A 16144-nucleotide genomic window follows, 5' to 3' on the forward strand; every position below is an offset into this window, starting at 1 on the left:
TCTTAACTTTAATAAATTTTATAAAAATTTGCTCTTGTCCTTTAGATATTCCTTAACGTCAATTACTTCTCCATTGTCCATGATTATTTTGAAGGAGTAGTCATAGATGTAGGCTGCAGAAAGACCAAGTAGTGATGCTGGAAGGGCCAATAGCATACCAATAGCAGATGTTGTCAATGAAAGTGATAGGACAGTTTTGCCCTTATTTTCCACCAATAACCTGCTGGCATTTCCCTTTCTCCAGATTTCCTTTACTGCTTCAAGGATTTCATCAAGATAGTTTATTACATCATCAACATAGTCCTTGCTAGACTTCTTTTCTTTATGAGAGTCAGAATCCTTTTCTTCCTCACTTTCATAAACCCTTGAAGGTTCAATGTTGATATCGTACTTGCCTTCTCTGATGTAAGAGATTGCCACATCAACGTCGCCGTCGCTATCTAAAAGTGCCTTCCTTACAATGTCATAGGAGGCTCCAGTTGTATTTATTACATAGTCGATTTTTGCCATGTTAATCATAAAATCACCTCTAAATCTTAATTACCCAAAATATTTTTTTTTAATTTTATTTTTGGCTATCAACTTTTGCTGGGTCATGGTTTCCTGTAGCGTTTCCTTCCCCTGCTTGGCTTTCAGTTTCTGGAACTTGGTAGACTGCATCCTTTTCTTCATCAACTATGGAGAAGAAAGTTCTGCCTGGGCAGAATTTTACTTCAGTTTCATCAGGATATTTTAAGATTGTCCTTGCATCTTCGTTTTCCTTTTCCCAAGTTATTGGTGCAAGTTTTCCCTTTTGAAGAAGAAGTCCTGTACCACTTCCTATGTTTGCCATTTTTAAAGTTCCCTTAGGCCCAGCAACTACTCCCTTTTGGAAGAGGACAACTAAATTATCTGTATCAAACTCTTGACCTGTTGCCTCATCAATTACTGGTTGACCTTGGCGAATGTATTTATACTTCCCAGTGGCTTCGTCAAAGATAAACTTTGTCTTATACCTATTGTTGAAGTTTAAAGTAATTTCTTTTACATCAAGGCCTTCTATATTTGCTTCCTTATCGTAGAAGTTAAGGGATGCTGCGTTATCATTTACGTCAACTCCCTTTTCAACTAGATAGTTTTCAAGTTCCGGAAGGGAAATATATCCATTGTGAGGAGCCCTTTTGCCAACATTTTTATTTCTGTGGAAGACAAGACCTTCAAGGGCAATCCCGTCAAGGTCCACAACATTTCTCTTTTTAACTTCTTCAAGTCCTGCAACTGAACCACCCCAGTGGGCATAAATTGCATTGTATTCCTTGGCAGTTTGAACAAAGTAAGGTCTTGCAGAACGAACTGGTCCCACATTTTCTGGGAAGTTACTTTGGAAGAGTGCCATGTATCTTGTGTATTCCCCTTCAACCCTGTACTCGTAAATTATGTCGGCCTTTGAGATTTGTGCTTGAGGTCTTGCATCGTCATGGTTATCAAGCATAACTGCAAAGATTTTTTTCTTGGCTTGTTCTTCGTTGTCTCTCTCTTCATGAGTAAGTGGTGTGTAGTAAACTATCTTTTCTGGCTCTTTAACTTCTACTGCTTGATTTTTATTTTCTGCTTTCTTGCCACAGGCAACCAAAGTCGTGGCTGCTAAGCCCACAAGTAAAAGTTGTTTAAATTTTTTCATTATCTCTCCTCTTTTCTAATTTTATTTCTTTTATGTATTAACTTAATTTTAGTTTATAAATATAAATATGTAAACAAGAGGATTGTTATAATTTTTGTACTCTAAAAGTTTTCGTAGTAAAATTGTTTTAGGCGGTGGTTCTATGAATAAATATCTCGAAATAATTATCTATTTTACTGCTCTGATTGGATATCTTTTAACTGAGTACACAAAGATAATTAAAAATGAAAAACTTAGAAAAAAACTTTCTTTTATATTTTACATAATAACTTTGCTAATCCTTCTATATGAATTTGTCTTAAAAAAATTTATATAAAAGTTTATAAAAAAATAAGGACTAGATCTTAAGCGACTTAGTCCTTTTCTTATATTTTTCATTTATGAATTTTTAGTTTTCTGCTATAAATCTTTTTATGTCCTTGTCTGAACCCACAACTGTCAATATGTCCTCTTCCTTAATCTTAAAATTAGAACTTGGATTTACATAATTTTCTCCATTCCTCTTGACCATTAAGATGTTGAAATTGTAATCTTCTCTAAGACCAAGCTCAGTAAGTCCCTTTCCATTCATCTTAGGTGGCGCTTTGAAATCATAAAAGCTGTAGCCCTTTGAGATTTCATCTGAGTCAAGCAAGTTGTCATTGGAAAGATTATTTGCAAGTCTGTAGCCAATATCTCTTTCAGGAAAGATTATCTTATCAGCTCCACACTTTAATAAAATTTTTCCAAACTTATCAGACGTTGCCTTGGCGATAACTTTTTTTATTCCAGCTTCCTTTGATGCAAGGACTGCCATAATTGCTGGCTCGAGACTTTCACCAATGGCAACTATTGCCACGTCATAATTATTTAGGGCAAGTTCTCCTACTGCCTTTTCATCTTCAAGATCACAAACAACTGCCTCAGTAACATTGTCGTTAATCAAATCAATTTTTTCATGGTCTGAATCAACAACTACAACGTCGTTTTTCAAATCATATAATCTAGTGGCCACAGTAGACCCGAATCTACCACAGCCAAATACAATAAATGTCTTCATAATTTACCCCACTATAATTTTTCCATAAGAATATCTTGTGTGCTTTTTATTTTTTCTATTTAAAATACTTATGCCAAGAGTAGCTGCTCCAACTCTACCTATATACATCAAAACTATTAAGATAAGCTTCGAAAGAGGACTTAGGTTTGGAGTGATTCCTCTAGTGACTCCCACTGTACCAATAGCTGATACAATTTCATAAAGTATGTCTAGGTACAAGAATTTTCCATCTTCAATAATTGTTATCCAAAGTGATGAAAAAATCACCAAGACAGAGCCCAGTGAAACAATGCAAAGACTCTTTAAGATGGTGTCACGCGAAATTGACTTGTGAAAAATTTCTGTTTCATCATTTCCCCTTAAGACAGAAATTGTCGCAAAGAGCAAGGCACCAAAAGTTGTAGTTTTAATACCACCACCAGTTGATGCTGGTGATGCACCTATAAACATAAGAATAATTGTTACAATTACAGAACCTTCTTGCATCTCACCAATGTCTATGGAATTAAATCCAGCAGTTCTTGCAGATGCAGACATAAAGAAGGATGCCAAAACTTTTCCCTTTAGGGTCAAGCCTTCCATTGCCCCACTCTTGTGTTCAAGTATGAAGTAGGCAAGACTTCCCACTAGAAGGAGGATGCTTGTAATTGATATAACCACCTTGGAGTGGAGGGTCAAGTTCCTAAACCTTCTCTTCTTATAAATGTCAAGATAAACTGTAAAGCCAAGCCCACCAAAAATTATTAGAAAGGCTACAACAAGATTAACAGTTATGTTGTCTACATAATCCACAAGGGAATTGCCTATAATATCAAAGCCTGCGTTACAAAAGGCTGAGACTGCGTGGAAGAGAGAAAATAAAATTCCTCTTTTCAAGCCGAAGTCAGGAATGAATCTTGTTGCAAGTAAAATTGCACCAATAAATTCCACACTCAAACTAAACTTGATGATATAGATTACAAGTCTAATAATCCCCTTGCTAGTATCAGCATTAGTTTGTTCCTTTATAATTCTTCTCTCTGTAATACCAATTTTTTTATTTAAAACAAGAGCTATTAGAGACAAGAAGACCATGGTTCCCAAACCGCCAATTTGTATTAAAGTTATGATTATAAGTTTTCCAAAAACTGTCCACTGGGTTGCTGTGTTGGCAACAATGAGTCCTGTTACACATGAAGCAGAAGTTGATGTGAAGAGGGCATTTAAAAATCCAATGGATCTACCATTTGCCGATGCAAGAGGAAGGTTTAATAAAATTGCCCCAAATAGGATCAAACCAAAAAAAGAAAGGCAGACCATGAGGGGTGGATTCTTTTTTAATTTTCTAATCATAATTTCCTCATTAAATAAATTTTTTCAAACTCATTATACAAAAAAAGCTCCCAATTGGGAGCAATAATTTATTGTTCTTTTGCAATTTCAACTAGCTTTGCAAAACTAGCTGGATCATTAATTGCCATTTCAGAAAGCATCTTTCTATTAATAGTGATGTTTGCCTTCTTAAGACCGCTAATGAATTTTGAATAGCTCATGCCATTAATTCTTGCAGCTGCATTAATTCTTGTAATCCAAAGTTTTCTAAAATCTCTTTTTCTTTGTTTTCTACCAATATAAGCATAGTTAAGAGATTTCATAACAGCTTGGTTAGCAGTTCTAAATAATTTTGATTTAGCACCAAAATATCCCTTGGATTGCTTTAGTATATTCTTATGTCTTTTTTTAGCGTTAACGCCTCTTTTTACTCTAGCCATTTTTACCTCCTATTAAGGGATCATGTGATCAATTCTTCTTTGATCACCTTTAGAAACCGTACTGCTCTTTCTAAGTTTTCTTAGTCTCTTAGCAGTTTTCTTACCTGTTAAATGTCCTTTAAAAGCGTAAAATCTCTTAAGCTTTCCAGAACCTGTTCTCTTAAACCTCTTCGCGGAAGCTCTGTGAGTTTTCATCTTTGCCATAAAAATCCTCCTTATTTATCAGACTTATCGCTGTCTTTTCTTTCTGAAAGGAACATAACTAAACTTCTTCCTTCCATTTTAGGTTTTTTGTCCACAACTCCATACTCAGAAATTAAATCATAAAACTTGTCGAGAACTTCTCTACCAAGATCAGTATGACCCATCTCTCTACCTCTAAATCTAACTGAAAGCTTAACTCTATCACCGTTTTTTAAGAAATCAATAGCTCTATTGGCTTTAGTATTTAAGTCATGATCTTCAATGTTCGGACTAAATCTTAGTTCCTTAACATTGATAACTTTTTGCTTTTTTCTAGCTTCTTTTTCTTTTTTCTCTTGCTCGTATCTGTATTTACCATAGTCCATTATACGACATACTGGTGGTTTTGCGTTTGGCGCAACATTCACTAGGTCAAGTTTTTTAGATATAGCCAAGTCGATGGCTTGATTTTTGGGCACAACACCAAGTTGATTTCCCTCATCATCTACTAATCTGACTTCTTTTTCTCTTATCTCTTCATTGATTTGAAGTTCTTTAATTTCTAAGCACCTCCGTAAATTAAAAAAGCGGACACCTAAAAAGATGCCCGCAAATTCATCGAAATTTTCAAATAACCTAAATGACTGAGCCATTAGGTGAGAAGCGGACTTCTTCTTTAATAACAAAGACAATGATAACACATGAGTTACCTCTTGTCAAACACTTTTATACCAAAGATTTAATTTTTTGATACAAAATATCTATGGCCACTTCGTTTTCGCCACCTTCTGGGATGATTAAGTCTGCATACCTCTTTGATGGCTCAACAAATTGGAGATGTGATGGTCTAACTGTTGAAAGGTACTGATCAATAACTGAGTCAAGTGACCTTCCTCTCTCAAGCATATCCCTCTTAATCCTTCTTATGATTCTCACATCGGCATCAGTATCAACAAAAACTTTTATATCCATGATGTCTATTAGATTAACTTCATTAAAGATTAAAATTCCCTCAAGAATAATAATGGGTTTTGCTTCAACAATTTCCTTTTCTCTTTTTCTATTGTGAAGGGCAAAATCATAAATTGGTTTCTCAATAGACTTGCCATCCTTTAACATTTCTAAATGTTCAAACAAGAGGTCATTATCAAAAGCAAGGGGATGGTCATAATTTGTCTTAACTCTTTCTTCAAAGACTAAGTTTGATTGGTCCTTGTAGTAGGAGTCCTGTTCAATTACAGATACCTTGTCCCTTCCAATTAAATCAATTAGTTTTTTGGTAACAGTACTCTTACCGCTACCACTTCCACCACATATTCCAATAATACAGGCCTTATTCTTCATTTTCTCTCCTCAAAATAAATCCTTTTTTAATAGGTTGATCGATTTTAATTTTAAAAATTTGCTTTGCCTTATTTGCAACATCAATTTCTCTATCCTTATCATCTAACATTTTTTCTATCTTGTAGTCAAAATGCTTTACACCAGGTCCAAAGATTTCAATCTCTTCTCCAACAAAGACCCTGTTTCTCTGTTCGATTGTAGCTATCTTTGTTTCATCATCGTAGTCTAAGACGATACCCACGAAGTCGTAACCTCTGATGTAGGAGTTGTCCTTATACACTTGTGAATTTTCATTAGCTTGTCCGAAGAAGAAACCTGTTGTGAAGTCCCTGTGACTTACCTTTTTAATTTCTTCTAATAAAGATGGGTCATACTTGTAATTTTCTGGGTCAGCATAGTAGGCATCAATTGCCATCCTGTAGGATCTAATTACTGTTGCAAGATAGTATTCACTTTTTACACGGCCTTCAATCTTTAGACTTGCAATACCAGCTTCAATCATTTCATCAATGTGTTCAATCATACAAAGGTCCTTGGAATTCATAATAAAAGTTCCCTCGTCGTGTTCTTCTATTGGAAAGTATTCTCCAGGCCTTTTTTCTTCGACTAAATGGTACTTGTACCTACAAGGTTGGGCACAGTCCCCCATGTTAGCATCCCTTCCAGTCATGTAATTTGATAAAAGACACCTTCCTGAGTAGGACATACACATAGCACCGTGAGCAAAAGTTTCAACTTCAATGGAGTCGCCAACTTCTTTAATAATATCAGCAACTTCCTTTAGACTTAGTTCTCTTGCCATTACAACTCTTTCTGCTCCAAGTTTTTGCCAGAATTTTACAGTTTCCACATTAGTAACTGATCCTTGAGTTGAAATATGGATTGGAAAGTCTGGCACAACTTCCTTTACCTTCATAAACATACCTGGGTCAGCAACTATAAGAGCGTCAACTCCAATTTCATAGAGTTCCTTGATGTAGTCTTCTACACCTTCCATGTCATGGTTGTGGGGAATTATGTTAAGAGTTACGTGAATCTTCTTTCCCCTCTCGTGTAAATAATCCGTTGCCCATTTAATATCATCCATTGAGAAGTTCTTAGAAGCTTTTCTAAGTCCAAAGCTTTCTCCTCCAAGATACACTGCATCGGCCCCATATTCCACTGCAGTTTTTAATTTATTTATATCACCTGCCGGTGCTAAAAGTTCAATCTTCTTCATCTTTTCTCCTTACTAAAAGTATTCCATCCCCAATGGGTATTACTGATGAGTCAAATCTCTCATCGCAGGAAATATCTTTTAAAAACTTCCTAAGTCTTTTTACAATTGTTATCTTTCTTCTCTTAACTAGGGAGTCTTCTGCTATCATCCCCTTGAAGAGGACATTGTCACAGAGAATTATCCCTCCATCATTTAAATTCTTAATGGACTCATCAAAATATTTTTCATATTGTCCCTTAGCTGCATCTATAAAAATAAAGTCGTACTTTTCCTCTAGGTCTAAAAGAAAATCGTAGGCATCTCTGTGGTGAACCTCTATCTTATCTTCAAGGCCCACTTCAAAAATATTTCTTCTCGCAATTTCTACCATTTCTTCTTTTAGCTCTACGCTGTCAATTTTTTCTATGCATTTATTCCTCTTGGCAAAAGAAATAGAAGAATAGCCTATGGCAGTTCCAAGCTCAAGGATTTTCTTTGGCTTATGCATGGCTAGAAGGAAGTTTATAAACTCTTCACTTTCTCTCTCCACAATTGGAACGTGATTTTCTTCAGCGTAATTCATCATCTCGCGAAGTTTTTCATCTTTTAAATCTTTTAAATCTCTTAAATAATTCTCTATATAATCGTAATTTATATTTGGCATAATTCCTCTAAAAAAGGGAACCTAGTAGATTCCCTAAATATCCTAAACTTCCATAATAATTGGTAAAATCATAGGATTTCTCTTTGTGTTTTTGAAAATATATGATCTCAAGTTATCTCTTATGTCAGACTTGAGTCCATTCCAGTCCCTTAAGTTGTCGCGTGAATCATCATTAAGGATTTTTCTTACGACATTCTTTGCATCTTCAATAAGGTCTTCTGATTCTCTTACATAAACAAAACCTCTTGAAATAATGTCTGGACCTGAAACAACCTTACCTTCTTTTGTCAAGGAGATAACTACAATTATTAGTCCGTCTTCTGACAAGTGTCTCCTATCTCTTAAGACGATGTTACCAACGTCACCAACTCCAAGTCCATCAACAAGAATATTTCCAGATGGCACATCACCAACAAGTTTTGCAGATTTTTGTGAAATTTCGAGACAATTTCCATTTTCCATTATGAAAATATTCTCTTCATCCATGCCCATTTGATGTGCAATCTGAGCATGCTTCATAAGGTGTCTTACTTCACCATGGGCTGGTATAAAGTATTTTGGCTTTACTAGGCTCAAGATAAGTTTTAACTCTTCTTGACAAGCGTGCCCAGAAACGTGAATTTCTGATAGTGTTTCATAAATTACCTTAGCACCTCTTTCAAGAAGCCTATTTATTACCTTTGTAACAGCATTTTCATTTCCTGGTATTGGAGTCGCCGAAAGGATGATTGCATCATTTGGTGTGAGTTGAATCTTTCTATGTTCTCCATAGGCAATTCTTGTAAGAGCTGACATTGGCTCTCCTTGTGAACCAGTTGTGATTAATACAAGCTCACTATCTTCATACTTATCCATATCCTTGATGTCAACAAAGGTATCCTTCTTAACCCTAAATTGTCCAAGCTTTCTCGCTGTTTCTGTTACATTTACCATAGATCTACCAGACAAGACAACTTTTCTTCCATACTTTTCTGCAGAGTTAATAATTTGTTGGATTCTGTGTACGTTGGAAGCAAAAGTTGCAATAATAATTCTGTTGTCAGATAGGCTTTGGAAGAGCCTGTTAAAAGTCTCCCCAACCTTGGACTCACTCATTGTGTAGCCTTCTCTTAGGACGTTTGTAGATTCACCAATCATAGCAAGTACACCCTTTTGACCAATTTCTGCAATCCTAGTTAAGTTAATTGGCTCTCCACTAATTGGAGTAAAGTCTACCTTGAAGTCACCAGAGTGGTAAACATATCCAAGTGGTGTTTTTATTGCTAGGGCACAAGAATCTGGAATAGAGTGATTTACATTTATCCATTCAACTTCCATCTTCCCAAGTTTAACAACATCTCCAGCATTTACTACGTGAAGTTTATCTCTTGAAAGTCTGTGCTCTTTTAATTTATTTTCTAATAGTCCAATTGTTAGTCCAGTTCCATAAATGTCTAGGTCTAACTTCCTTAGTACATATGGAATAGCACCAATGTGATCTTCGTGACCATGAGTTAGGACAAGTCCCCTTATCCTATTTTTGTTGTTTTCTAGATAAGTTACATCTGGTATTACAACATCAATACCAAGCATTTCATCTTCTGGGAAAGTCATACCACAGTCTACTATGATAATGTCATCTCTATATTCAACTACTGTAAGATTCTTTCCAATTTCGTGAAGCCCTCCCAGTGGGATAATCTTCACCTTATTTGTGTTTTTCATTAATTTGCCTTCTCCTCAATTTTGTGTTGGCAGTCTTCGCAATAACCCATAAATTTTAGAGTGTGGTCAACTATTTTAAAATTCTTTTCTTTCTCTATTTTAGCTTCTAGTTCATTTAAGTTATCAATATCAACTTCTTCGACTTTTCCGCAATTTATGCAAACGAGATGGTGGTGCCTATGGCCTTCACTTGGTACTCTAAGCTCATACCTCAGAATATTGTCATCAAAGGCAATTTGATCTAAGACTCCAAGCTTGTGGAATAATTGCACAGTCCTGTAAATAGTTGCAATACCCATTTCTGGATCATTTTTTGCAACTAAGTTATAAACTTCTTCTGTCGTCAAGTGCTTGTCCCTATTGTCCAGAAAAATTTCATAGACTTTTGCCCTCTGTTTAGTGTATTTATATCCACTGTCTTTTAAGATTTTTTTAACAGGTTCAACGTTTTTTGTATTCATTTATTCACCGTCTAATTCATCTAATAGTTCTTCATAAGCTTTGCTTGCAACTTCTAACTCTTCATCATCGATGCCAGCAAGAAGTTCGTCACCATTTTCGTCTTCAATTATTTTTAAAATATATACTTCTGGATTATCTTCATCAGTATAGAGTGCGACATAATCAATGTCCTCAACAGAAAATTTTGCATCAACAAAAAATTCAACTTCTTTATCATTTTCGTCATATAGTTTTATTTTTTCCATCTTATCACCTATAAATTTATTCTATCCAGATAGGATTGCAGGATATAAGTCGCAGCAATTTTATCTATATATTTTTTCCTATTTTCTCTTCGAACAGAACCTTCTATTAAAACTTGTTCTGCCATTAAAGTGGTCATTCTCTCGTCAACATACTCAATTTCTACTTTAAATTTGTTTTTTAATTTTTCTGCAAACTTAATTACTTTTTCACTTTGTGGCCCTATAGTATTGTTCATATTCTTAGGAAGACCTACCACTACTTTTTCTACATTGTTCTCTTTTATAATTTCATGAATTTTCTCATAGGCTATCTTATTAGATTCTCTTTTTATTGTCATAAGAGGTTGTGCGGTAAGCATTAGAGCATCACTTATGGCTGCACCAATCCACACATCTCCTACGTCAAGGCCTAAAATTTTATTCATTTAACCACAACCTTTACAGGTACATATATAATATGTAAAAGAGATGGTCAAACCATCTCAAATTTTTTCTAAATAAACTTTTAACATTTCTTGTAAAAGCTCGTCACGCTCTACTTCTTGTATCATGGATCTTGCATTATCATGGCTTGTGATATATGTTGGATCACCAGATAATATATATCCTATAATTTGGTCAGTTGGGTTGTATCCTTTTTGTTCTAGAGCATTGTAAACTGTCTTTAAAATACTCTTAATTCTTTCTTGTTCCAAACTGCTTTTTTCAAAAATTTGTGTATTATTATTTTGACCCATAATTACCTCCAAATAGATTATATCATAAAAATATCTATTTTGACATTATTATAAGAGCTCATCTAGCTTGTTTAGAGCTTCTTCAACCTTATCTAAGTCCTTTGCACCAGCAGTTGCCATATCAGGTCTACCACCTCCGCCACCGCCAGCTACTTTGGCGATTTCCTTGATTAGTTTACCTGCAGCAATTTTCTTTTCAACAAGATCCTTGGAAACTGCACATACAAAGTTTAGTTTATCATCATTAACTGCAGCAAATAAAACAACAACTGATTCAAGTTTATTTCTAACTTCATCAGCTAAGTCACGAAGAGTATTAACATCTACTCCGTCGAACTTTTTGATTACGTACTTGATTCCATTCTTTTCTCTAACATCCTTTGTTAAATCAGAAATTTGATCTTTAGCAAGGTCATGTTCAAGTTTTTCTATATTTTTATTTGCTTCTTTTAGATTTTTAATATTTAATTTTATCTTTTGAATAATTTCATCTTTGTTGGACTTTAATTCACTAGCTATTTCTTCTTCTTTTTTGCTTAAGTTATTTAGGTATTCATAAACAGCCGGTCCAGTAATGGATTCAATTCTTCTAACTCCATTACTTATACCACTTTCAGATAGGATCTTAAACATGGAAATCTCTGAAGTGTTTGATACGTGAGAACCACCACAAAGTTCACGTGAGTAATCGCCCATAGATATAACCCTAACTTGATCTTGGTATTTACCTTCAAAAAGTCCAATAGCTCCCATTTTCTTAGCTTCTTCAAGCCCTGTTACTTTTGTTTCAACTGGAAGTCCTTCAAAGATTTTTTCATTAACTCTTCTTTCTACTTCGGCAATTTCTTCTTTTGTCATTGCATCAAAGTGGGAGAAGTCAAATCTCATTCTGTCAGCCATAACTAAAGAACCTGCTTGGTTTACATGACTTCCCAATACTTCTTTAAGAGCTTTGTGAAGTAAGTGAGTTACAGAGTGATTTCTTCTTATATTATTCCTCCTCTTAGAATCAATAATAGCCTTAACAGGAGCTTTTTCTAGTCTTCCCTCTTCAACTTTTACAAGGTGAAGGTGAATTCCATCCTTGGTTTTCTTTGTATCAGTGACTCTTAACTTGAAGTTGCCAGAAATAATTTCACCAGTGTCTCCTACTTGACCGCCGCTTTCTCCATAGAAAGTTGTCTTATCAAGGACTACGAGGCCTTCTTCTCCTTCTTCAAGAGACTCAACAATTTCATCATTAGAAATTATTCTTATAATGTTTGCATCGCATTCATCTTTTTCATATCCAAGAAATTCATTACTTAGTCCTTCAAAAAGATGCTTGCTATCTTGGTTGGCCCAGCCAACATTGGAGTCATTTCTAGCTTCTCTTGCCCTTCTCTTTTGGTCATCCATTTCTTTTTGGAAGCCATCCATATCAACATCATATCCATCTTCTCTAAGGATTTCTTCTGTTAAGTCAATTGGGAAACCATAAGTGTCATAAAGCTTAAAGGCCTTTTCTCCATCTAGTAGCCTTTCATTTTTTCCCTTCATTTCATCTATGTGGGCCTTAAGTCTAACAAGACCTCCATCAATAGTTTCCAAGAATTTTTCTTCTTCTCTTCTAATGATTCCCTTGATAGATTCTCTATTTTCCTTAAGTTCTTTATATTGTTCGCCCCAAGAGTCAATTACCATGTCGGCAATTTCATATAAGAAGGCTCTTTCTATGCCAAGTTTTCTTCCATGTCTTGCAGCTCTTCTTATAAGTCTTCTAAGCACATAGCCCCTTCCTTCATTAGAAGGTACAATTGTATCAGAAATCATAAAAGTCATTGCCCTAATGTGGTCAGTGATTACCCTAAAGGAAATATCTGCATTCTTGTCTTGGCCATATTTTTTACCAGAAACTTTTGAAATCTCTTGGATAATATCTTTTATGGCATCAATTTCAAAAATATTGTCAGTTCCTTGAAGGACAGTTGCAATTCTTTCAAGCCCCATTCCTGTATCAATGTTTGGATGAGCTAGAGGCTTGTAGTTTCCTTCTTCGTCCTTATCGAATTGAGTGAATACAAGGTTCCAAACTTCAATAAATCTGTCTCCTTCTCCACCAGGTCTTTCATCCTCAGATCCGTGTTCAAGTCCCCTGTCAACATAAATTTCTGAACATGGACCAGATGGACCAACTTCTAGTTCCCAGAAGTTATCTTCTTTTCCCAGTCTAATGATTTTTTCTTCATCGATTCCAACTACATCCTTCCAGATGTTGTAGGCTTCGTCATCTTCATGGTAAACTGTAACCCATAAATCTTCTTTTGGGATTTCAAGATTAACTGTTAAGAATTCCCAAGCCCATGGAATTACTTCGTGCTTGAAGTAATCTCCAAAGGAGAAATTCCCTAGCATTTCAAAAAATGTTGCGTGCCTATCTGTTAAACCTACATTATCTATATCGCCAGTCCTAATACATTTTTGACAAGTTGTAACTCTTTTTGCAGGAGGGGTTTCTTCGCCAGTGAAAAATTTCTTCATTGGTGCCATCCCAGCTCCTATTAAAAGAAGTGATTTATCATTTTTTGGAATTAGTGAAAAACTTGGTAGTATGAAGTGCCCTTTTGATTCAAAAAATTTTAAAAACTCTGTTCTTATATCGTGTAAACCTAAATATTTCATATACAACTCCTATTAAAAATCCTCCCATACCCTGGGAGGATGTGCTATAAATATTATAATTATAAAGAATATGAATGTCAATTAGAGCTGTATCTATCGTTGTATTTTATTTTGATAAAATCAACGAGTATAAAGATAATTGACGTCAATGGAACAGAGATAACCATTCCCCATACACCAAAGATTCCACCACCTATAATTATTGAAATTAAAATTACAAGTGGGTTAAGTCCTGTTGAGTCTCCAATGAGTTTTGGTGCAAGAATATTATTTTCTACCCACTGAACAATTACAAATAATATTAGAACCCAAAGGGCCTTCATTGGTGAGTCCATAAAGGCAAATAAAACTGCTGGCGCACAACCAAGGAAGGGACCAATAAAAGGAATTATATCTGCAATACAAGTTATAAGACCAATTATAATGGCAAAGTCTACTCTTAATACTAAAAGATAAACCATTGTAAGTACGCCCACAAAGATTGCCATAAGCATTCTTCCCCTTATAAATTGTTGAAGGGCTGTGTCAATGTTGCTTGTCAAGTAAGAGATATCTTCTCTATGTTTATTTGGTATTGCCTTCTTCACTTTCAACAAAAATCTTTCCTTGTCCACTGAAAAGTAGAAAGAAAAAATAATTATTAAGACCAACCTAAAGGCTGATGTTAAAAATCCATAAAGTTTAGAGATCACGTTAGAAAGTGAGCCCATTAAGGATCCTTGGGCTTTTACTATTAGGTCATTAATAGTGCCCTTAATAGAATCCAAAATGTTAGAAACTATTTGTGGAGTTTCTACATTTCCATTTACCTTTGGATTTGTTTCTTTATAAATGTTTATAAAATTCTTTGGAAGTTCAATGTTAAACTTGGCAAATACATTTGATAAGAAATTATTAAATTCTCTTATTAGGGTATCCACCATTCCAGGTAAACTTGTAAGAAGATTTGAAACTTCATTTATTGTTTTTGGAATTACAGAAACTATTAAAATTCCAAAAATAAGTATTGCTGAGATGTAAACTATTATTACACCAAACTGTCTCTTTACTCCCTTTCTCTCCAAGTAGTTTACTATTGGGTCGATTATATATGCAAAGATTATTGCAATCATTACCGATGAAAGGGTGTAACCGATGATAGGGAACTTATTAAAGAGTATGTTTATTAAATAAAAAATAAGTATCCCCAAAAATATTTTTGTGATAAGGCTTAGGTCTATATTTATTCTCTTCCTGCCTTCTATATATCTGTTCCCAATATTTATTAGATAATAAATTGCTAAAAATATTAAAAGAATAGAGAGTACCACGAGGGCATAAATCATAAATCTAGCAGCGTTACCAGATATTTGCTCTAACATAATATCACCTGTTCTTGAACTTTTTCATCCCTTGATTTATTTTTTCCACCACATAATCACACTCTTCTTTTGTGTTTTCGTGATTTATGGAAAGTCTAAGCATAGAAAGTGAATCTTCTTCGTTTCTTCCTATTGCCCTTAAAACATGAGATGGGTTAATGCTTCCTGCTGCACAAGCAGATCCAGAAGAAACACATATATCAAACATATCAAGATACTGAACCATAGTTTGAGGCTTAGTATTTTTTAAAGTGATATTTATATTTCCAGGAAGTCTTTTTTCTCTAGGACCATTTAAAACTATTCCATCTATATTTAAAAGTTTTTCGATTGTATAATCTCTCAAATCTCTTGTATAAGATGAATGGTCCTCCATATTATTGTAAGCATCTTCCATTGCTCTTGCAAGCCCAACTATTGATGCAAGATTTTCTGTTGACGCTCTTCTTCCTCTTTCCTGTTCGCCACCATCTAGGAAGTTATCCAGGTCTATACCTTCTCTTAGGTATAGGACTCCTACTCCCTTAGGTGCTCCAAGCTTGTGACCTGATAAGGAAAGCATGTCTACTCCAATGTCTTTGATTTTAAATTTTACATTTCCCACAGCTTGAACTGCATCTGTGTGAAATAAAATATTTTTTTCCTTGGCTATTTTTGCAATTTCAGCAAGGGGTTCTATAGTTCCTATTTCATTGTTGGCAAACATAATTGAAATAAGCCTTGTGGAATCTTTAATTGAATTTTCAATTTCTTTTAAGTCAACAAAACCTTCTTCATCAACAGAAACAAGACTAGCTTCCCCACCCCATTTTTCAATTTTTTTAAGTGAATTTAAAATTGCTGGGTGCTCAATCTTTGATGAGATAATGTGATTTTCTTGATTAGGCAAAAACGAGCCCTTTAGAGCCCAATTATCTGATTCAGACCCTGAGGAAGTAAAGTAGATTTCACTTGCCTTTACTCCCAAGAGGTCTGCAATTTTTATTCTTGAATTTTCTATTGCTGCCCTAGACCTTTGACCAAGTGAATATATTGCCGACGGATTTCCATAATTTTCCTTTAAATAAGGAAGCATGGCTTCAAAAACCCTGTCTGTTATCCTAGTAGTGGCAGCATTGTCCATATAAATCATAAG

The 16144-nt window shown here is 34.8% G+C and carries 18 protein-coding genes and 1 other annotated feature; all 18 genes read right to left on the reverse strand.

The window, feature by feature from the left end; translation table 11 throughout:
• Window positions 1-18 precede the first annotated feature (18 nt).
• Entirely contained in the window at window positions 19-519 is a 501-nt protein-coding gene (locus HMPREF1864_RS00855) for a DUF4342 domain-containing protein (protein WP_062570953.1), read from the reverse strand.
• 46 nt (window positions 520-565) lie between these two features.
• Window positions 566-1660 carry a DUF3048 domain-containing protein gene (locus tag HMPREF1864_RS00860; protein WP_062570954.1) on the reverse strand — a complete coding sequence of 365 codons (1095 nt, stop codon included), beginning with the start codon at window positions 1658-1660 and terminating at the stop codon, window positions 566-568.
• A gap of 388 nt (window positions 1661-2048) precedes the next feature.
• Window positions 2049-2699, reverse strand: a complete 651-nt coding sequence (locus HMPREF1864_RS00865) for a potassium channel family protein (RefSeq protein WP_062570955.1) — start codon at window positions 2697-2699, stop codon at window positions 2049-2051.
• A gap of 3 nt (window positions 2700-2702) precedes the next feature.
• Complete coding sequence (locus HMPREF1864_RS00870) at window positions 2703-4031, reverse strand: TrkH family potassium uptake protein (RefSeq protein WP_062570956.1); 1329 nt, start codon at window positions 4029-4031, stop codon at window positions 2703-2705.
• A 68-nt stretch (window positions 4032-4099) separates the two neighbouring features.
• The gene (gene rplT / locus HMPREF1864_RS00875; protein WP_062570957.1) at window positions 4100-4450 is read right to left on the reverse strand and encodes a 50S ribosomal protein L20; all 351 of its coding nucleotides are present in this window, start codon (window positions 4448-4450) and stop codon (window positions 4100-4102) included.
• Window positions 4451-4462: 12 nt separating this feature from the next.
• Window positions 4463-4654 carry a 50S ribosomal protein L35 gene (gene rpmI, locus HMPREF1864_RS00880; protein WP_005956626.1) on the reverse strand — a complete coding sequence of 64 codons (192 nt, stop codon included), beginning with the start codon at window positions 4652-4654 and terminating at the stop codon, window positions 4463-4465.
• An 11-nt stretch (window positions 4655-4665) separates the two neighbouring features.
• Window positions 4666-5286 carry a translation initiation factor IF-3 gene (gene infC / locus HMPREF1864_RS00885; RefSeq protein ID WP_062570994.1) on the reverse strand — a complete coding sequence of 207 codons (621 nt, stop codon included), beginning with the start codon at window positions 5284-5286 and terminating at the stop codon, window positions 4666-4668.
• Window positions 5207-5316 (reverse strand) — a sequence feature (ribosomal protein L20 leader region). (Overlaps the previous gene by 80 nt.)
• A gap of 43 nt (window positions 5317-5359) precedes the next feature.
• Complete coding sequence (gene udk, locus HMPREF1864_RS00890; protein ID WP_062570958.1) at window positions 5360-5977, reverse strand: uridine kinase; 618 nt, start codon at window positions 5975-5977, stop codon at window positions 5360-5362.
• Window positions 5967-7196 (reverse strand): peptidase U32 family protein, encoded by a 1230-nt coding sequence (locus HMPREF1864_RS00895; RefSeq protein ID WP_062570959.1) that lies wholly within the window; start codon window positions 7194-7196, stop codon window positions 5967-5969. Before HMPREF1864_RS00895 ends, udk begins: the two co-directional genes overlap by 11 nt.
• Window positions 7183-7839: an O-methyltransferase gene (locus HMPREF1864_RS00900; RefSeq protein WP_062570960.1), complete on the reverse strand. Its 657-nt coding sequence runs from the start codon at window positions 7837-7839 to the stop codon at window positions 7183-7185. Before HMPREF1864_RS00900 ends, HMPREF1864_RS00895 begins: the two co-directional genes overlap by 14 nt.
• A 42-nt stretch (window positions 7840-7881) precedes the next feature.
• Window positions 7882-9543: a ribonuclease J gene (locus tag HMPREF1864_RS00905; RefSeq protein WP_062570961.1), complete on the reverse strand. Its 1662-nt coding sequence runs from the start codon at window positions 9541-9543 to the stop codon at window positions 7882-7884.
• Entirely contained in the window at window positions 9543-10004 is a 462-nt protein-coding gene (locus tag HMPREF1864_RS00910) for a Fur family transcriptional regulator (RefSeq protein WP_062570962.1), read from the reverse strand. Before HMPREF1864_RS00910 ends, HMPREF1864_RS00905 begins: the two co-directional genes overlap by 1 nt.
• The gene (locus HMPREF1864_RS00915) at window positions 10005-10250 is read right to left on the reverse strand and encodes a DUF1292 domain-containing protein (protein WP_062570963.1); all 246 of its coding nucleotides are present in this window, start codon (window positions 10248-10250) and stop codon (window positions 10005-10007) included. It abuts the gene before it with no gap.
• An 8-nt stretch (window positions 10251-10258) separates the two neighbouring features.
• On the reverse strand, window positions 10259-10675 hold the full coding sequence (ruvX, locus tag HMPREF1864_RS00920) for a Holliday junction resolvase RuvX (protein WP_062570964.1): 417 nt from the start codon (window positions 10673-10675) through the stop codon (window positions 10259-10261).
• A gap of 57 nt (window positions 10676-10732) precedes the next feature.
• Window positions 10733-10987 carry an IreB family regulatory phosphoprotein gene (locus HMPREF1864_RS00925; protein WP_062570965.1) on the reverse strand — a complete coding sequence of 85 codons (255 nt, stop codon included), beginning with the start codon at window positions 10985-10987 and terminating at the stop codon, window positions 10733-10735.
• 48 nt (window positions 10988-11035) lie between these two features.
• Entirely contained in the window at window positions 11036-13648 is a 2613-nt protein-coding gene (alaS, locus tag HMPREF1864_RS00930; RefSeq protein WP_062570966.1) for an alanine--tRNA ligase, read from the reverse strand.
• A 77-nt stretch (window positions 13649-13725) separates the two neighbouring features.
• Window positions 13726-15009, reverse strand: coding sequence for an AI-2E family transporter (locus HMPREF1864_RS00935; RefSeq protein ID WP_062570967.1), 1284 nt, complete (start codon window positions 15007-15009; stop codon window positions 13726-13728).
• A gap of 4 nt (window positions 15010-15013) precedes the next feature.
• A complete protein-coding gene (locus HMPREF1864_RS00940; RefSeq protein ID WP_197415044.1) occupies window positions 15014-16141 on the reverse strand; it encodes a cysteine desulfurase family protein in 1128 nt (375 codons plus the stop codon).
• Window positions 16142-16144: the final 3 nt, after the last annotated feature.

The organism is Peptoniphilus sp. DNF00840, assembly GCF_001553125.1.
Taxonomy (GTDB): Bacteria; Bacillota; Clostridia; order Tissierellales; family Peptoniphilaceae; genus Peptoniphilus_A; species Peptoniphilus_A vaginalis.